The following is an 18,411-nucleotide window of genomic DNA, read 5'->3' on the forward strand; positions in this document are numbered from 1 at the left end:
CCGCGTCGGGCAGCAACAGCACGGCGAATGGTGCGAACTCGACCGCGTCGGGCGACAACAGCACGGCGAGCGGCACGAATGCGTCGGCGACGGGCGATAACAGCACGGCAACCGGCACGGATTCGACCGCGTCGGGCAGCAACAGCACGGCCAACGGTGCGAACTCGACCGCGTCGGGCAGCAACAGCACGGCCAACGGTGCGAACTCGACCGCGTCGGGCGACAACAGCACGGCCAACGGCACGAACGCGTCGGCGACGGGTGAAAACAGCACCGCCAACGGCGCGAACTCGACCGCATCCGGCGCGGGCGCGACGGCAACGGGCGAAAACGCCGCGGCTACCGGCGACAGCGCGACGGCGACGGGCAACAACGCGTCGGCGTCGGGCACGAGCAGCACGGCCAATGGCGCAAACGCAACCGCGTCGGGCGATAACAGCACCGCCAACGGCGCGAACTCGACCGCATCCGGCAACAGCAGCTCGGCGTTCGGTGAGAACGCGGCGGCAGCCGGCGACAGCAGCACGGCCCTCGGCGTCAACACGGTTGCTTCCGGTACGACGAGCACCGCTGCCGGCGCGAATGCTTCCGCCACCGGCGATTCGAGCACGGCGCTGGGCGGAAACGCGGTTGCGTCGGGCGATAACAGCGTCGCGACGGGCGCCGGTGCGACGGCGTCGGGCGCGAACAGCTCGGCGTACGGCACGAACTCGAGCGCGACGGGTACGGACAGTGTCGCCGTCGGTCAGGGCGCGATGGCGTCGGGATCGAATTCGGTCGCGCTTGGCACGGGTTCCGTTGCGTCGGAGGCCAATACGGTGTCGGTCGGTTCCGCGGGCAACGAGCGCAGGATCACCAACGTCGCGGCCGGCGTCAATGCGACGGACGCCGTCAACGTCGGCCAGTTGAACAGCGCCGTGTCGGGCATCCAGAATCAGATGACCGGCATGCAAAGCCAGATCGATACGCTCTCGCGCGACGCCTATTCCGGCATCGCGGCCGCCACCGCGTTGACGATGATTCCGGACGTGGACCCGGGCAAGACGCTGGCCGTGGGCGTAGGCACGGCCAACTTCAAGGGCTATCAGGCGTCCGCGCTCGGCGCGACCGCTCGTATCACCCAGAACATCAAGGTGAAGACGGGCGTGAGCTACAGCGGCAGCAACTACGTGTGGGGCGCCGGCATGTCGTATCAGTGGTAATCGCGTAGCGCTCCCCGCGCGCCGGCGCTCGACGCCCGGCCCGCGGGGCGTGGTTCGGGCCGTCGCATGCACGCATGCGGTGGCCCATTTTTTTTACGACGTTCGTCTTTGCTCGCTTCGTGCGAAGCCGTGCGCGTAATCGGCTTCGTTCGGGCAGAGCAAGCCGCCCGAGCCGACACGTGTCGGATGGCGCTGCTCTTCGAATGTGCGGGCCTGCCGGGATGCGCCGCCGCCGTGCTTGCGGGTGCGTGGATCAATAAACGGCGCATGCATGCGAAATGCAGCAGCCGCGCTTCAGTATCTCGGTCGACACGGACATGCGGGTATCCGGCAGGATGGCCTGCGCCGGAACGCGGGCTTTCTCGCAGCGTCCGCCCGTGCCTTCCTTTCGTTGCGACGATCGATGCCGAAAGATGCGGTGCGCTCAACCGCGCGGCGCTCGGCCTGCTGTGCAGCGGCTATTCGCCGATTCGCAACGCCGAGCGGACAAGATCGGCCGATTACCGCTATCCCGACAGTGACATCAAGCAAGCCTGCCGGCTCGTCGGCCGAGCGATCGTGCGCCCCGTGCGATTCGCCGGCGACTCCGAACGCGCCGCCGCACGATCCTTGCCGCTGTCGATCCGTTTCGCCGGAACAACTCGGTTCATAGGGATCGGCGCGTCAACGCCGGCGTTGGTGCGCCGGCATCTTCGATGCACGGCATGGGCGCAGGCAAGGCGCGCTTCGCTTCGATGCGCGGCTGCGAGCGCGCACATCACGCGTATCCGAACATGCTGGAAGCGGTCAACGTCTGCAACGCGCTTCATCCTGAATTCGCGGACTTTCGCATGCTCGCTCGATGTCGCCAAGCCAAGCCACGGCCTCGCGTCGTTCGGAGGAACTCATCCGGCATGCCGTGCCGTCGCGTCCCGCGTCGATTCGATCGTCGCCCGCCAATGGGAAAGCGCACAGAGCGATGTCGATTTCGACGCGTTCCCCGGTGATTGCCTGCTGTCGCACGATCCGCACCTGATCTCGCACCCGATCGGGAACCGCGGATGCCGACGTCGCAACTTCGATTGCAAAGGCAGCGCTACGGCGCACCTGCGCGCTTCACGGCGCTCGGCTCGGACACGATCGTCGAATCGCGCGCCGTTTCCGAGCAGCCCCTCGCATCGGGCCGCCAAGACAACGCGTGCGCTTATCCCGGCGCAATCGTTTCGTTATACGAAGGTCCTTGAACGGACGAGCCGAGCGGCGCGCGCTCTGTTTGCGCCGGTTTCGGCGGAATTGGCGGAATTGGCGGAATTGGCGGGGTCGTCGGCGGATTCCGCGGCATCGATCATGCGCGTCGCACGCGCGCGGCGAGACAACAGGGCGAACACGCGCAGCCGGAGCGGCCAGTTGACGGAACGTCAGGGATGCAAAGCATGGGATGTGCCGCCATGCCGTATACGAGTCGGCCGGTTCGCGCCTGGGTCGTCCGGGCAGAAATTCTAACTTTTTTGATGTTCGTCGAATGCTCGTTTGCATAAAAATGGATATCGGCCGCAGCAAGGCGGCCGCATGAGACGCATGCGACGCATCCGATCAAGAGAATAGCGATACGTTGATCCGGATGCGGCCGTCGAACGACAACGAGATGTCGGCGCCGGCACGACCGTTTTCGGGGCGGACGCCATTCTGTCGCACGCACGCTCATTCGAAAGTTCGATCGCGAATCGCGCGGCGTTCGGACTCCAGAATTGGCGCGCTCCGGGGAGCGCGTCTTCTTGCGATGCGCGAATCGGCCGCTTCCCGCGGAAGCGTTCGGCCCGGCGCGCATCGATCGCCGCTCGCGGCGCTTTTTTCGGAACGCTATTTTTTTTCGGCCCGGATGCGTGTCTATCTTCGCGAAATCCCGACGTGAAGATCCGTGAATTTTCAAATCATGTTAATTCCCGTTCGATTCAACGAGCGGATGCTTTTTTCTCTGGGTCAGGATCGTATTGGGCAATTGCGCCGCTCGGCTTTCGCGGCGAGGTCAATGGGAGATTTACTTGATGGAGCAGACGACGTCGATTGGATGGACGACTCGCTCGCATGCGCGATCCGAGGACTCGTGGGATCAGATTTCGCAATGGATTCTTTTTCTGGTGCCGGTCGTTTTCGTCGCGTTTTGCGTACTCCTGCTGTCGCTTTGGTACGTCGATATCTTGACCGGATGGTTGATCGTGGCTTTTGCGTTGCTCATTGAAGCCATGTTGATCGGCATCGGGTTTTTCGTTTTCGTGACGGTGCGGATATCGCGTTGGCAGCGGCACGAACACGATGCGAAGACGGCCCCGTGCTGCGCGGATCAGCAGGCGGACGAGGATTCGCCGATTCCGGTGGGATTCGACGGCGTGAAGACGGTTCATTGCATGTTTAAGTCAGGGCGGGTCGGCGCGTTTCGGGTAAGCTGTTACAACACGAATTGCCCGCTCATGCGCGAAGCGGACGAAGCCGAACGGCTGCCCCGGCGGACGGAACGAGCGTATTCGCACGAAGCGCTGCTGTATGAAAAATGAAAGGCGCAATGGAAACTCGAATACCGAACGGACGCGTTCGTGACTCGAAGTCGATGTGCGGCGTTCGGGCGAATCGTGCTCGCGAAGCATAGGCAGGAAAGCAGGCATTCGATATCGTGTTGCATGGAATGCGCATGACGGCGCGCCGGACATCATTCGCGCGCCGCTTCCGCGCTTTCCGCTTTTTTCGGAGCCGCCATGTCCAACGTTGCCCTGCATACAAGAAGTGTCGTCGTGGCTGACGATCATCCGATCGTTCTCCGCGCGGTGACGGACTACGTCAACTCGCTGCCGGGCTTTCGGGTGGTGGCGTCGGTCTCGTCGGGCGACGCGCTGCTGTCCGCGATGCGGGAGCAGGAGGTCAATCTCGTCGTCACCGATTTCGCGATGCATCAGGCGGATGACGACAAGGACGGCTTGCGCCTGATCTCTCACCTGATGAGGGCGTACGAGCGCACGCCCATCATCGTTTTCACGATGTTGACCAATAGCGGCGTGATCAGCCAGCTGTGCCGCATGGGCGTGGCGGGGCTCGTCGGCAAGGAGGAGGAGATCACCGAGCTCGGGCGCGTGTGCCTCAACGTCGCGCGCGGCGCCGGCCAGTCGTTGTCTCCCGGCATGGCGCACCGCCTCGCCGTCGCCGGCAGCATCAGGCCCGGCGAAGCGGCGTTCAATGCATTGACGCCGAAGGAGCTCGAGGTCGTGCGGCTGTTCACGGGCGGCATGTCGCTGACGGACATCGCCCGGACGCTGAATCGCTCGCTGGGGACGGTCTCGACGCAGAAGCGTTCGGCGATGCGCAAGCTCCATGTGGACACCAACGTCGATCTCATCAACTGCGCCCGAGAGCAAGGACTGCTCTGATGCAAAGACTCATGCAAGAACTCGAGGGATCGCCGCTGAGAAAGTTCCATTCGCTCGAGTCCAATTTGAAGCGCGAGCGCCGGGTCTTCGCGACCGTCATCGTGCTGCTCGTCTCGGCGGCCATCAGTATCGCGGCCATGACCGTCACCGGATTGTTTCAGACGGCTTTCCGGCAGGAGGAGCAATCCGCGCGCATCCACGAAAAGGAAGTGGTCGACGCTTTCCTGCAGCGCCGCATGATGTTGACGACGGCGAGCCTCGTGCTGCAGCTTCGAATGAACGGCGCGCCTTCGGCGCTGAGCGCGCCGGCGCCGAACGCGTGCACGCCGATGGCCCACAGCGCCCGCGACGACACGATCCTGCGCGAGAGCTGCGATTACACGGTGCAGTTGCTGGCCAACTCGGGGCAGACGCCGAGCGTCGAAATGGTGACGGCCGACAGTTCGGTCGGCTACGGATATCTGTTTCCCGCGGGCGACTTGAGCGCACTTCGCGCCAGCACCCCGTCCGAGCTCGTTTCGGCCGTGCTCGAGCGGTACAGAAAGCGCGGCCTTGATCCGCTCGACGCCGCGCGCAAGAAGCAGATTCTCTGGTTCGCGATCGGAAGCGGGGCGAGCGGCGAGGAGTTGCACATGATCGGCGCGTCCGTCGTGTTAAAGGACGACAGGCTTTACGCGCTCGTCCTGACCAGCGTGGACCTGCACAGCCTCGCTTCTCCGATCGAGCGCGCCGGCCGCGTTCAGCAGCCGGTCATCGTGGACGCGGACGGCGTGCCGCTCGTGAACGCGGACGACTCGGAAATGGTCCGCAAGGTCGACGAGCGGCTCGCCGCAAGACAGGACGGCCTGTACCACTGGATTCCCGGCTTCGGATGGGCGCTTCGCCGCCCGGCGCCGTTCTCCGGTTTCGGGCACATGATGTATCTGCTTCCGCTCGATCTGCAACTGCAGTCGATGCAGTACGAACTGGGTCTCGTCGGCGGCGCGACGCTCGTTCTGATCGTGTTGCTGCTCGTCGCGTTCCGATACTGGAACTACCGGTTTCTGACGCGCATCTACGAGGAGGCGTCGCGAGCGCTCGAAAGCGAAATGCTCAACCATCTGCTGGTTCATGCGACACCGGTCGGGTTGTGCATCGTGCAGCGCACGACGCTGGAAATCGTCGTCGCCAATCCGATCGCGCGCACGATGCTCGGCTTGCGGCTCTCGGACCGGCATTTGCCGCAGGAGCTGCAGAACGCATTCGAATCGTCGCTGGCTACGCAGGACACCCAATCGGACGACGCGCGCATTTTCCAGTTCCCGTTCACGCTGTCGCGCGCCGGGCATTCCGCCGTCCACATCGAAATCACGTACGCACCCGCGACGCTGAACGCGCGGGAGGTGTTCTTTTGCGCGATCACGGACATGACGGCGCACCACCAGGCGGAAATCCTGCTGCGCGAGGCGAAGCTGACGAGCGACGCGGCGGCCAAGGCGAAGGTGGCGTTCTTCGCGTCGATGAGCCACGAAATCCGCACGCCCCTGTCGTCGCTCGTGGGCAACATCGAGCTGATCGCGCGCGGGCCGCTCGCGCCGGAGCAGCAGGCGCGCGTGAAGGCGATGGAGACGTCGGCTCGCGGTTTGATGCAGATCGTCAACGACGTCCTCGATTTCTCGAAGATCGACGTCGGCGAGCTGAGCCTCATGGAGGAGTGGTCGAACATCGCCGATCTGCTCGACCGGTTGGCGCTCTCGCATGCGCCGCTCGCGACGCAGCAGGGGTTGAAGTTCTACGTGGTGTTCGAGCGAAGCCTGCCCGCGCGGCTTTACTTCGATCCCGTCCGGGTATCGCAGATCGTGAACAATCTGCTGAGCAATGCGCTGAAGTTCACCCCGTCGGGCAAGATCGTGCTGCGCGCCGGCTGGCATGCCGGCGAGCTCGAAATCAGCGTGACGGACTCCGGCATCGGCATTCCGGATGACCTGAAGCACCGGCTCTTCCTGCCCTTTACGCAGGGAGACAGCAACCGGCTGAGGCAGGCGCGCGGCACCGGCCTCGGCTTGTCGATCTGCGCGCGCCTTTGCGAGCTGATGAAGGGGCGCATCGATCTGGAAAGCACGGTCGGCGTGGGAACCCGCATCGCGGTGTCCCTGCCGCTCGACGCATCGGAGGGCGATTCGAGCAACGCGTACTGGACGCTTCCGTATCGCCGCGTCGCCGTGCTCGGCCGTGCACAGGAAAACCTCGAATGGCTGACCAATCTGTTCGACCCGGGCGTCACGGCCGTGACTGCCTTCGCGAATCCCGCCGATCCGATCGACGAGCATGCGCACGACTTCCTGATGGCCACCGACGAATTCGCGCCGGCCGAAGTGCGGGCGTGGTGGAAAAGGCCGGATTCGATCGTGTGGGTCGGGCAGACGGGGCCGCTCGTGCCGAGACGGCGCGACGGCGGCGGCGTGGAAATCAGCATATATAGCCTTGCGGGGGTGAAATCCGCGGCGCAGATGCTCGCCGCCGGCCGCACGGCGCTCGTCGATGCCGGGCAAGCGCCCCGAGGGGCGGAGGCGGGAATCACGGTGCTGATCGTCGAAGACAATCTTCTCAATCGCAGCCTTCTGTTCGATCAGCTCACGACGCTCGGCGTGCGGGTCATCGAGGCGAAGAACGGCGAGGAGGCGCTCGCGCTGCTGTCGAAGGAGCCGGTGGACGCCGTGATGACCGACATCGACATGCCGGTGATGGACGGCTTCCAGTTGCTCGCCGAGATGAGGAAGCTCGGCATGACGATGCCGGTGTACGCGGTGAGCGCGAGCGCGCGTCCTGAAGACGTCGCGGACGGCCGGGCGCGCGGCTTTACCGACTACCTCGCGAAGCCGGTTCCGCTGGAAGGGCTCGAGACGGTCGTTCGCGCGTGTTGCAGCGCGCAGACAGGCGAGCGCGCGCAAGACGACGCGCAGGACGATCTGCCCGACGTCCCCAACGTGCCGGCCGCGTATGCGCGGGTGTTCGTCGCGCAGACCGGTGGAGAAATCGCGGAATTCGACGCGATCCTGCACGAACGCGCGCTGCCGAAACTGAGACGATGGCTTCACGGCGTGTCGGGCGGCATCGCCGTTCTCGGGCCTTCCGCGCTGCATGAGCAATGCCAGGAGCTTCGGAGCTACGTGCGCGAAGCCGGCGAGTGGAATCGCGAGATCGAGCTGCAGGCGTTGGCCATTCGGGATGCGCTCGAGCGGATGGTCGCGGCGCTGACGAACGAATGATCGTCGAACGCCGGGGCCTGCCGGATCGGGGGGCGCTCCCCCGCGGGAAGGCTCCGCGCCGAGTTTCGCGCTTTGCTGCGGGTTCAGGCTCGGATTCGAAGATTTGTGATTCTCTTCACGCTCGACATGATTTAACGTTTCCTGAAGATTTGAGGGCGATCGGACCGGCGGGCGTCGGCGTCGTGCTGCGAGGCCGCCTTCCGGCGGGCGCGAAGCCGCGACGGACGCCGCCGCGACGGCGGCGTCTTTGGGAGAATGATATGGAAACGGGCATCACGCGTCGTAGGGGTGCATTCTTTGCCCGGGAACACGAAAAGGGACTTCCGTTGGATGAGGCCGATCTCGAGCGGGCGCTCGAGGCCGGAGAGCTCGTCATGGATTATCAGCCGATCGTTTCCGTCCGTTCGGGGGCCGTGACCGGCGCCGAAGCGACGATACGATGGGATCATCCGGATTGGGGGGCGCTGCCTCAGCGCGTCGTGTACGCCGTCGCGGACCGGCTGGGCGCAGCGCCCCGGATCGCCGGCCACGCCGTGGGCGAGGCCTGCCGGCAACTCGCGCGCTGGAAGCACGAGGGCGGCGGCGTGTCGGCGCTGTCGATGCGGTTCTCGGGCGCTCAGTTGTGCGCCGAAAGCGTGTTCGAGCGGCTCGCGCAATCGATTGCGGAATTCGACATCTCGAGCAGCCAGTTGACGCTCGAAGTGCCGGAAATGTCGGCGCCGGAGGAATCGCTGAGTCTTCTCGATCGTCTGAAGCGGTTGAGGCAGAAAGGATACGGCATCGTGCTCAGCGATTTCGGGGCGCATCACACGGCGATGTCGACGTTGATGGTGCTGCCCGTCACAGGCGTCAAGTTCGGCGCATCGTTCACCGAGCGTCTGCCTGGTTCGCCGACCGCGGAGGCGATATTGTCAAGCGTCTCGCGGCTCGCGCACGATCTGGGTTTCTCGTTGACGGTGTCCGGCGTCGCAAACGGGCGCCAGTTGGAGCTACTGCGTCGATATCGCGATATCGAGCTGCAGGGCGCCTATCTGTTCAAGCCGATGCGCGCGCAAGACTGGCACGAGCGCGTGAATCCGAGAGCGCTGTCGCAACTGAATCTGCGCGAGCCGCCGTTCTGACGCGGCGAGCGAGGCCGTTTGCGTTTCATCGCGCCGATCGCGATCGGGCGCGCCGGCAGACAGGCCGGCCACCGTTGCGGGCCAGGTTCCGAATCCGCTGCGCGAGCGCCGACGCAAGGGCTGCCGTCAGACGCGGCCGGCGCGATTCGCGCCGCACTCCGGCGCGCCGATGTCTGCGCGGGTCGTGGCGAACGGCGCTCATGCCGTTCTCGCGCGGCCCGAGAGCGCCTCGGTCGGCTCGGCAATGCGCGCGTGACACGCGCGGACGTTCTTCGGGCTGGACGGCGCGGGCAGCCGCTTTGCCGGCAGCGCCCGGCATGCGAGCCCGAATGCCGCGTCTCGCGCACGGCGAGCGCAAAGGCTGGGCGATTCGACTTTGTCGCGCGCCTGGTCGCGCGCGGCGAGCCGCGTGGAATCCGGATGCCGCGTCAGCGCCGCCGCGCGACATCGTCGCCGTTGCCGCGCGAGCGGTCCTTCGGGACCGGACACGGACATCGCGGCGGCCCTGGGCGGCGCGTCGAGGGCCGCGTCGAGGTCGGCTCGCGCCGGATCGCCGCCGAATACGCCGCTCGGCGCGCGCAATGCAACGCATGCGGGCCGCGACGAAAGCGCGCACGAGCACGCCGCGTGCGCATCGTACGACAAGGCGCGCCGCGCGGTCGCTCGCCGCATCCGAGCTTCGAAGATCCGGCCGCTCGGCAACGGCGCATCCGGCACCGGCGCGTGTTCCCGCGCTTGCAGGAAGTGCGGCGTCGCGTGATCGAAGCGGCCCGCGCGCGGCGCGATGTCGCTGACAAGGCGATACGGGGCCGGGGCTGACCCAACGCGGGGCCTCCCGGCCGCTCGAATGCCGTCGAGCCTGCCTGCGAGTTCGCATGCGATGGATGGGCGCAATGGCGCGACCGGCGAACGTTCGATGAGGTCCGTGCTCATTTTCCTGTCCTTACTCCATACGGTTGAACGGCGGATTCGCTCCCGCCGATGTCGGACGTTTCCGCCGAAGGCCGGGCTTGCGTTCGCGCCGATGTCCTCGGCGGTGCGTGGCGCGACGGCGTGCCGTTTGCAATCGGCACGAGCCGGCTCGTCCGGTGTCGACGAAAGCGGAGTGGCGACCGGCTGCCCCGCGCGTCGGCCGCTCGACCCCACGCCGGCGCAGCTCGGAGAGGCGGATGCGTTGCCCGGCCGCTCGCCGGCGACGCGGCGCGTTGCCCGCCGCGCACGCGCTCGACGCCGCTCGATGAACGCGGCCGTGCCGAGCGCGAACCCATGAACAGACATTGCCTTTCTTTTCTTACCGCGGAAATCGCAATTGTTTGAGACGCGGCCTCCATGTCGCCGCGCGTTCGCGATTTCGTCGTTGGCTGCCGCGTTGACTGTCGTCGGACTTGTCGGCCGCGCGCGTCGTGCCCGTGGGGCCGAAATTTCTAAGAACTCTGATTCAACGGTCGATTCGCGATCGGTACAGTCGAATGAATCCGGATAGGCGATGCGGGTGCGTTGCGCGATTTCGCCGATTGCCGCGACGGCGCGGCGTGTCGGGCGCGTTGCGTTTCGTGCGTGCTTGGGCGCCATCGACGGGAAACGCGCGGATGCCGCGCGATTCGTCCGCGAGCGCATGAGCGCAGATGGGCGTGCGTTGCGGGTTGCGGGCCGTCGCGTTCGGCAGCTTCCCGTGCATTACGCGGCAACTAATTTCCCGCGCCATCATTCATCGGCGTTCGCCATGGAGCCGCGCGATACGCGCCGTGCCGACGCTTCCGGCACGGCACGTTCGCAAGCCCGTTATCAGCGTGAAAAGGCCCTGGCCCAATACCGGCACGTGATCGCGGCAGCGGCGGCGTGGCTTTCGGCCGGTTGCTGCAGTTTTGGCGCTCCGGTCCGCCCACACGACGAGACGCAGGGCGAGTGTGCCGCGGCTCGATACCCGCCGGCACGCCCCCTTGTCGCCGCTTCGTTCGTGCTCTCGCGAACATCCGCATGACTCGGGGCCGCCGTGGCGGGCCGCGCCTTCGGCACGCGTTTTTTTCATTCACGACATCTCGTCGGTCTCGACCGACACGCAGGAGGGCACATGCCGTCAGTAGTGGTCGCATACGCACCGAGGAACCGCGATGCCCGGCATTCTGATTGTCGATGATCATCCCGCCATCGGTTTGGCGATCCGTACCGTGCTGTCCGGAAGGCAGGAGTTCGGGCCGATCCGCGAAGCGGCCAACGCAGTCGATGCGATGGCGCTCCTGCGCGAGCACCCCATCGAGTTGGCCATTCTCGACATCGAGATCCCGGGCGGCGACGGTTTCCGTTTGTTGAAGCGGATTCGTGCGGAAGGGCTGAAAACCCGGGTTTTGATTTTTTCCGCGATGGACGAAAAGATCTATTCGGTGCGGGCGAGCCAGGCTGGAGCCAACGGCTTCCTGAGCAAGCGAAACGACATGGCCCAGATCCTCAACGCCGTGAAGACCATCCTGTCCGGCTATCTGTTCTTCCCCGCCGAGGCCGTTTCGGCGCTCTACCACGATCGCGCGCAGGAAGCCGCGAACAGGATCGGCGGGTTGACGAATCGCGAGCTGACGGTGCTGCGCGGGCTCGCGCGCGGATCGTCGAACAGGCAGATCAGCGAGGATCTGTGCATCAGCAACAAGACGGTCAGCACGTACAAATCCAACATATTCGAGAAGCTCGGGGTGTCGTCGGTCGTGGGCTTGGCCGATTACGCGAAAAAGAACGGTCTGATCTGAGAACGATTCGCGGCAAGCCGCACCGCCGATCAATGGCGCAGGCGAGCCTCGTCGACATGAATACGATGTCATCCTGCATTTGGTCGAAGATCGGCCGCGCCGGGCGCCGCAATGCCGTCCGGCTGTCGGCCATCTTGTGTTTCGCGTCGGTTGGCGCTCATGCGGGCACGGCGAACCCGGAATATCCGCCGCGCAAACTGCAGTTGCACAGCATCGAGGACGCCAATCGGCACTTGTCCGCGGAGCCCGGTGATCGGAGCCGACCGCATTTGCCGAGGACGGTGCGGGTGGCGGTCGCGCGCGACGGCGGCGTCCCGTACAACCTGTATCGCGATCGCGACCTGTACGAAGGCGTGACCGCGGATTATCTCCACGTCATCCAGCATGCCGGCGGGCTTCGCTTCGAGATCTGGATGTTCGATACGCGCGCGCAGGCTCGAGCCGCGTTGATGAGCGGCTCGGTCGATCTCGTCGGCGGCGTTCGGCTGGACGCCGATCGGCACCTGCTTCGGTCGCGCCCGTACTTCACGGACCGGCGGGTCGAAGTGCGTGTGCTCGGAGAAAAAGGCCGGATGGAATCCGCGTCGGCGCCGCCGGAAAGCTATGCCGTGACGGCGGACGATTTCGGCAACGCGGCTTTTCGCGCCCGCTACCGGCACGAAAAGATCACGGCCTATCCGACGGCGCTCGGCGCGCTGCAAGCGGTGGCCTATCGCACGGCCGACGCGTTCATCGGCCAGGCCACCGAAGCGAACTACCTGATCGACCAATTGCAGTTGCCGCTGTCGATCACCAATTTCGCCGACGTGGACGCGCCGCCGTTCGTGTTCGCCGCCCGCGCCGCGGACACGGACCTGATCAACCATATCAACGCGGCGCTGCGAGCCATTCCGATTCGCACGGCCGGCGAAATCCAGCGACGCTGGTTCGGTTCGGCGAATCATTTCAAGATCCGTCGAGACCTCGTGCTGACGGAGGAGGAGCGCGAGTACGTGAGGACGCATCGCACCATTCGCTATGCGAGCGCGATCGATCTGCCGCCCTATATGTTCGTCGAGAGCGGCCGCGGAAAAATCACGGGCCTGGGCGTCGACGTCATGGACTTGATCGGCGAGCGCACCGGGCTGAGTTTCCAGCCCGTGTCCTTCGGCACTCAGCGGGAATGCCTCGCGGCGCTCGCGGACGGCAGGGTCGATTTGCTGCCGAACGTCGCGATCGGCGACGCACGCGAGAACTGGATGACATCGACCGCGCCGTATGCGCAGACGCTCTGGGTCATCCTCGTGCGCGCGGGCGATGGCGCTATCACCAGCACCGCGCATCTTGGCGGCAAGCGTATCGGCATCATGCCCGAGACGCGCGGGTTCCAGCGGTTCAATCCGGAACCGCTCATCGGCGAGCCGCAGCTCGTCGAGGCACGCGATATCCCGACGCTGTTCCGCATGCTTCTCGACGGCAGCGTCGATGCGATTTCCCTGCCCGGCACCACCGCCAACTATTTCATCGCGCAGTACGAGCTCGCGAGGCTGGTGAAGGCGGTGACGACGGTCAACGAGTCGGTCACCAGCATTGCGATGGCGGTGCGGCGCGACAACGAGCTGTTGCTCGGCATTCTCGACAAGGTGTTTCAGGCAACGCCGCCGGAGGATCTCGACGCCTTGCGGCGCGACCGGATGCGCTACCGCCCGACCAACGTGATCGCCGGTTGGTCCACCATGCAGCGGCAGCGGGTCGTCAAGGCGCTCACGGCGCTGTCCGTCGTGCTGAGCTTGAGCGCGGCCGCGCTCGGCGCGATTCGCTACGGCCAGCGACGCCGCGCGCGCGAGCTGCGCGAGAGGATCGCATTGCAGGATGCGCTGATCAACGCTTTGCCCTTCGCGGTCTACCTGCGCCAGGCGGACGGGCGCGTGGTCAGCTGCAATGCATCCTTCGCCGAGGCCTACGGGTTGCCGCGGGATGCGCTCGGCGACGCCGACGCGCTGCCTGCGTCGACCCTCCGGCAACAGGCATTGAACGCGATGCTCGATGAACTGTTTCAGGCCACGCTGACGGAGCGCCGGGCGCAATTCGCCGACAGAACCTTGGCGGACAACGGCGGCGATTCGGATCTGTTCGTCTGGACGGTTCCGCTCGGGTGTTCGAGCTCGGGCGCCGGCGCCGTGCTCGGCGGCTGGATCGACATCACGCTTCGCAAGCAGACCGAGCGCGCGCTGAAGCAGGCGACGCTCGAAGCGGAGACCGCGAACCGGGCCAAGAGCGCGTTTCTCGCGACAATCAGCCACGAAATCCGTACGCCGATGAACGCGATTCTCGGCTTGCTCGAACTGGAGCTCGGCCTTCCAGGCGCGCCGAACCGGGACACGATCTGGACGGTGCGCGAAACCGCGCAGTCGCTGCTGCGCCTCATCAACGATTTGCTCGACACGTCCAGGGCCGAGTCGGGGCAGCTTCAACTCGATCCCCGGCCGACCTGCGTCGTGAGCTGCGTCGAGCGGCTGTTGTTGATGTATCGGCGGCTCTGCGCGGAAAAAGGCCTGGCGCTGAACGCCGAAATCGATCCCGGCGTGCCGCAGACGCTGCAAATGGATGGCTTGCGGGTGCGTCAGGTGATCGGCAATCTGCTGGGCAATGCACTGAAGTTCACTGACCGCGGCGGCATCAGCCTGAGCCTGCGATGGCAATCTCGCGACGATTCCCGCGGGACGCTCGAGATCGTCGTGCGCGACACCGGCGTGGGAATACGCGCGGAAGACCAGGCCCGGCTATTTCAGCCTTTTGAGCAGGTGACGGGCGCCGGGGCCGGCCTCGACGGCTCCGGCCTCGGGCTCTGGATCTGCGGTACGCTGGTGGCTCAGATGCGCGGCCGGATCGCGCTGGAGAGCGAGTTCGGCGAAGGCACGCAGGTGCGCGTTTCGATTCCGCTGATGCGAGCGTCGTCGGACGATGCAATGCCGCCGGCGCTGCCGACACCGCGAGACTGGGCGTGCAAGCTGCGCGCGCTCGTGGTCGACGACCACGCGCCGAACCGCATGCTGCTGGTGCGCCAGCTGCACGCGCTAGGCTTCGAGGAAACGTTCGAGGCCGGCGACGGCGAGCAGGCGCTCGAACTGCTGGAACGGGAAACGGTGGACGTGATCCTCACCGATTGCTCGATGTCGCGCATGAGCGGCTATGCCTTCACCGCCGCGGTGCGAGCGGACGAGCGATGGCGTGATTTGCCGATCTTCGGATGCAGCGCCGACGCGCGCGCCGAAGCGCATGAGCAGGCGTTGTCCGCGGGCATGACCGCGTTCTTGGCCAAGCCGGTCGGCCTGCTGGATCTGGCGCATGCATTCGATGCACATCTTCGCGGTGCGGTGCTCGTCGCCCCCCGCGCCGCGGAAGCGGCCGCGGACCCGACATCCGATGCGATGGCGCTTGCCGCGCGCCACGCGCTGTATGCGATCGCCGGCAACGACATCGACGCGCGCAACGCGTTGATCGACACGCTCGTGCGGAGCAACGACGCCGATATCCGGGCCTTGCAGCAGGCGATGGACAACGGCGACGTCGAAACCGCGATCCGGACCGCGCATCGCATCAAGGGCAGTTCGCAGATCGTTGGCGCGGCGGAACTCGAGCATGGCTGCGTCCAACTGGAGCAGCGTCTGCGAGAGGACGACACGGCGGCATCGAGGGCGCACGCTGCGCGCGTCGTCGCGCTGTGCGCCGTCTTGCATGCGCATCTGCGCGCATTGCGGCAGCGCGCGATCGCATGAAAGGGCCTGCGCAGGGCAGGACGCCGATCTGACGCCGCGGCTGCATCGACCGAAGGCGCAATGCAGCGCGCCGCGTCGCTCGCTTCGTTCGTCGCGCTGCAATCATGAATCGGCGGCGAGCGGCACGTCGTGTTCGCCGCGTATTGCATCGAATCGCATCGCATCGAATCGCCACACGATCCTTCATACCCGAATGCGCGAACCGGTCGCGACGATCGCGGCGATCGCGTGCAGCAATCGCGTTTGCGCGAGATCGTCGCGGCGCGCCGCCGCGCGTCGCGTGACGAAACCACGTTCGATGCGATTCGGCCGGCGCTGCGAAGTTCGGCGACGAACGCGCCTGCGCCCGACGCAATCGGCAACGTGCCGGCCTCGCGCGCGGCCTCGCCGCGCATATCGCGAGCCTGCAGCCTGGAGCGTTGTCGCTCCATCCGGATTTCCGGGCGAGGTCCGGCTGGCCGCTCCGCGTGACGACAATCGATTTCTCCATTGAACGCCGCCGCACGGCGGCCCGCCAGCCGGGCAGATCCGAACAGATTCCATCGAGCCGTGCGGGCAGGACGGCCTTGACCCGAGCCCGGCGACGCCCCGGAAAATTCCGATGCCGTTCTCGGAAAAGCGTCGTCGCGTCTTCCGACGCGGCCTATCGCGTGCGACGGGCCTGAAGAAAAGAATAACGTCCGAGCCATTCAGCACCTGCGCCGACATCGACGGGCATGTGGGACAACCGCTCATTTCACGCCGGCCCCGAATTGGCCGGCGGCACGACTCACACGTTCCTTCATCCGGGATCTCACATGGCAGGCATCACGCTATCGATCGCCGACGATCATCCGATCGTCCTGCACTCGATCAAGCTGCTCGTCGAACCGCAGCCGTTGCTGCAATTGCGGCACGTGTGCAGCAGCGGGCGCGAACTCCTTTCCGCGTTGACTCGCGAACCGACTCATCTGGTGCTGACCGATCTCACCATGCCCGCGCAAGGCGGCTCATACGACGGCCTGGCACTGCTGCGCGCGGTGCGCGCGGCGGCGCCGCGCAGCAGAGTGATCGTCCTGACCGCGCAGAGCAACGCCGCGATATTGACGAAGGCGATGCAGCTCGGCGCGCGGGCGCTGGTCGGCAAGGCCGACCCGGCGCACGAAATCATCCGCGCCTGCATGCACGTCCACGCGGGAGCGACGCGCCATTTGTCGCCGGTCATGCGCAGGAACATCGAAGACGGCCAGTCCGCGCACATGCGCAATTGCAACCTGACGCAAAAGGAGCTCGACGTCGTGCGTCTGACGGCGACCGGGCTTTCGTTGTCGGAGATCGCGCTGCAGTACCGGCGATCGGTCAGCACCGTCGCATCGCAGAAATCCACCGCGATGCGCAAGCTCGGCATCCATTCCACGGCGGACCTGATCCGCTACGCCACTGAAAACGGATTGACATGAAAGCGACTCCGAACGCCGCGGCGGCGCGACGCGGCACATCGGCATCCGAAAAAATGGACGAATTGCGATTTTCACCGCGCGCAGCGACGTTCAGACTGCGTGCTTCGAGCGATGCCGACGCAGGCATGAGCGCCGCCGCCGTTTCGCGTTTCTTGCCGCGCGGGCGCTGGGCGCTGCTGTGGTTCGCGTTCGCCGCACCGGCGCCGAGCGCGCATGCGACGACGCTGCCGCAGGCCGTGGCGGCCGCGCGCACGTTCGATGCGGCGATCTCGGCCGCGCGTCACGGCGAGCGGGCCGGCGCGCAGAAGCGTTGGGAAGGGCTCGCCGGGCTGCTGCCGAAGGTGCAGCTCGAGGGCGCGTATACGCGCCAGGATCAGCCGAGCGCGTCGTACGCAGCCGGCGTGCGGCGCCATTACTACGCGATCACGCTGACGCAGCCGCTGTTCGACCTCGGCCGCTATGCCGACTACCAGCGCGGCGCCGCGCAGGCGAGCGGGGCGGAGGTGGAGCTCGCCAGCGCGCAGCAGCAGCTCGTGAGCAACGTTTCCGATGCGTTCTTCGAGATCCTGTATCAGCGCGAGGTGCTGCAGGCCACGCGCGCGGCCAAGGAGACCTTCGGTCAACAGCTCGAGCGTGCGCGCCTCGCGCTGAACATCGGTGAGGGCACCCGGACCGACGTCGACGAGGCTCAGGCCAATTACGACGACGCGCAGGCGCGCGAGATCGGTGCGCTCAACGATCTCGAAACCGCCGGCGGCGCATACGAGCGGCTGACCGGCCTGCGTGCGGCCGACGTCGATCCGCTTGCCGGCGTATGTCGCTCGCCGCCTTCGATGGCCGAACTGGAGCCGATGCTCGCGCGTGCGGAAGAGGACAACCTCGAAGTCCGCGCGGCCGCGTTCCAGCTCGACGAGGCGCAGGCCGACGTGACGACGGCGCGCGCGAGCCATTTGCCGGTGGTGAACCTTCAGGGCAGCTACGGCGGCAACTGGAGCCGCGCGCAGAACGGCAACGCGCTCGACGAGCTGTTCGGCACGACGTCGAAAACGCGAACGTCGATGATCGGCATCACGGTGACGATCCCGCTGTTCGCCGGCGGCGCGGCGGTGGCCACGTCGCGCGAAGCGTACAGCCGCCGCGCGCAGCGCCGCGATCAGTTCGAGGATGCGCGCCGGCGCGCGCGCCAGGATGCGCGCGCCGCGTTCCTCGGCATCGTCAACGGCGCGGCCAAGCTCAGGGCGCAGCAGCGCGCGGTGGAATCCGCGCGCAGCCGCGTCGAGTCGACGCATTACGGCCGCGAAGTCGGGCTGCGCACCAATGTCGACGAGCTGACGGCGCAGCAGAAGTATTTCGAGGCGGCGCGGGATCTTGCCGATGCGCGCTTTCGCTATATCACCGCGCGGCTGAAATTGTCGGCCGTGCTGGGCACGATCGCTCAGGACGACCTGAACGAATTTGGATGTTTGACCGTCGGCTAGGCGCATGCGGCCCGAGGTTTCATTGATGGATT

At 66.1% G+C, this 18,411-nt stretch carries 12 protein-coding genes; 11 read left to right on the plus strand and 1 reads right to left on the minus strand.

Going from position 1 to position 18,411, the window contains the following annotated elements; all coding sequences use genetic code 11:
- From WS91_RS26585 to WS91_RS26605, 6 genes are all read left to right on the plus strand, one after another.
- Nucleotides 1-1,202, plus strand: a 1,202-nt coding sequence (locus WS91_RS26585) for a YadA family autotransporter adhesin (protein WP_197422283.1), incomplete at its 5' end; no start/stop codon positions are given.
- A gap of 186 nt (nt 1,203-1,388) precedes the next feature.
- Nucleotides 1,389-2,684: a hypothetical protein gene (locus tag WS91_RS36420; RefSeq protein WP_156432515.1), complete on the plus strand. Its 1,296-nt coding sequence runs from the start codon at nt 1,389-1,391 to the stop codon at nt 2,682-2,684.
- A 635-nt stretch (nt 2,685-3,319) separates the two neighbouring features.
- On the plus strand, nt 3,320-3,733 hold the full coding sequence (locus tag WS91_RS26590) for a hypothetical protein (protein ID WP_038747557.1): 414 nt from the start codon (nt 3,320-3,322) through the stop codon (nt 3,731-3,733).
- 198 nt (nt 3,734-3,931) lie between these two features.
- Nucleotides 3,932-4,597, plus strand: a complete 666-nt coding sequence (locus tag WS91_RS26595) for a response regulator transcription factor (protein ID WP_038747402.1) — start codon at nt 3,932-3,934, stop codon at nt 4,595-4,597.
- Nucleotides 4,597-7,845: a hybrid sensor histidine kinase/response regulator gene (locus WS91_RS26600; RefSeq protein WP_059671331.1), complete on the plus strand. Its 3,249-nt coding sequence runs from the start codon at nt 4,597-4,599 to the stop codon at nt 7,843-7,845. Before WS91_RS26595 ends, WS91_RS26600 begins: the two co-directional genes overlap by 1 nt.
- Before the next feature lie 374 nt (nt 7,846-8,219).
- Nucleotides 8,220-8,966 (plus strand): EAL domain-containing protein, encoded by a 747-nt coding sequence (locus tag WS91_RS26605; protein ID WP_052145062.1) that lies wholly within the window; start codon nt 8,220-8,222, stop codon nt 8,964-8,966.
- A gap of 198 nt (nt 8,967-9,164) precedes the next feature.
- Here WS91_RS26605 and WS91_RS36425 read toward each other — a convergent pair whose 3' ends face one another.
- Entirely contained in the window at nt 9,165-10,538 is a 1,374-nt protein-coding gene (locus tag WS91_RS36425) for a hypothetical protein (RefSeq protein WP_156432516.1), read from the minus strand.
- Here WS91_RS36425 and WS91_RS36430 point away from each other — a divergent pair.
- The 5 genes from WS91_RS36430 to WS91_RS26640 all read left to right on the plus strand — a co-directional run bounded on the left by WS91_RS36430 (nt 10,528) and on the right by WS91_RS26640 (nt 18,379).
- Nucleotides 10,528-10,947 carry a hypothetical protein gene (locus WS91_RS36430; RefSeq protein WP_156432517.1) on the plus strand — a complete coding sequence of 140 codons (420 nt, stop codon included), beginning with the start codon at nt 10,528-10,530 and terminating at the stop codon, nt 10,945-10,947. The two genes, WS91_RS36425 and WS91_RS36430, sit on opposite strands and share 11 nt — an antisense overlap.
- A gap of 130 nt (nt 10,948-11,077) precedes the next feature.
- Complete coding sequence (locus tag WS91_RS26620; RefSeq protein WP_059576955.1) at nt 11,078-11,704, plus strand: response regulator; 627 nt, start codon at nt 11,078-11,080, stop codon at nt 11,702-11,704.
- 32 nt (nt 11,705-11,736) lie between these two features.
- Nucleotides 11,737-15,462: an ATP-binding protein gene (locus WS91_RS26625; protein ID WP_059671333.1), complete on the plus strand. Its 3,726-nt coding sequence runs from the start codon at nt 11,737-11,739 to the stop codon at nt 15,460-15,462.
- 797 nt (nt 15,463-16,259) lie between these two features.
- Complete coding sequence (locus WS91_RS26635; RefSeq protein WP_059576946.1) at nt 16,260-16,901, plus strand: response regulator transcription factor; 642 nt, start codon at nt 16,260-16,262, stop codon at nt 16,899-16,901.
- 125 nt (nt 16,902-17,026) lie between these two features.
- Entirely contained in the window at nt 17,027-18,379 is a 1,353-nt protein-coding gene (locus WS91_RS26640) for a TolC family outer membrane protein (protein WP_226377262.1), read from the plus strand.
- The last annotated feature ends 32 nt before the right edge of the window (nt 18,380-18,411 follow it).

The organism is Burkholderia sp. MSMB1498, from assembly GCF_001526245.1.
GTDB classification, from domain to species: Bacteria; Pseudomonadota; Gammaproteobacteria; order Burkholderiales; family Burkholderiaceae; genus Burkholderia; species Burkholderia savannae.

What these genes read in the sequence shown, in the direction of transcription:
- WS91_RS26635 (WP_059576946.1), top strand. Translation starts at nt 16,260, where the DNA reads ATGGCAGGCATCACGCTATCGATCGCCGACGATCATCCGATCGTCCTG.
- WS91_RS26620 (WP_059576955.1), top strand. Translation starts at nt 11,078, where the DNA reads ATGCCCGGCATTCTGATTGTCGATGATCATCCCGCCATCGGTTTGGCG.
- WS91_RS26640 (WP_226377262.1), top strand. Translation starts at nt 17,027, where the DNA reads ATGAGCGCCGCCGCCGTTTCGCGTTTCTTGCCGCGCGGGCGCTGGGCG.
- WS91_RS26605 (WP_052145062.1), top strand. Translation starts at nt 8,220, where the DNA reads ATGGATTATCAGCCGATCGTTTCCGTCCGTTCGGGGGCCGTGACCGGC.
- WS91_RS26595 (WP_038747402.1), top strand. Translation starts at nt 3,932, where the DNA reads ATGTCCAACGTTGCCCTGCATACAAGAAGTGTCGTCGTGGCTGACGAT.
- WS91_RS36420 (WP_156432515.1), top strand. Translation starts at nt 1,389, where the DNA reads ATGGCGCTGCTCTTCGAATGTGCGGGCCTGCCGGGATGCGCCGCCGCC.
- WS91_RS26625 (WP_059671333.1), top strand. Translation starts at nt 11,737, where the DNA reads ATGGCGCAGGCGAGCCTCGTCGACATGAATACGATGTCATCCTGCATT.
- WS91_RS26600 (WP_059671331.1), top strand. Translation starts at nt 4,597, where the DNA reads ATGCAAAGACTCATGCAAGAACTCGAGGGATCGCCGCTGAGAAAGTTC.
- WS91_RS36425 (WP_156432516.1), bottom strand. Translation starts at nt 10,538, where the DNA reads ATGGCGCCCAAGCACGCACGAAACGCAACGCGCCCGACACGCCGCGCC.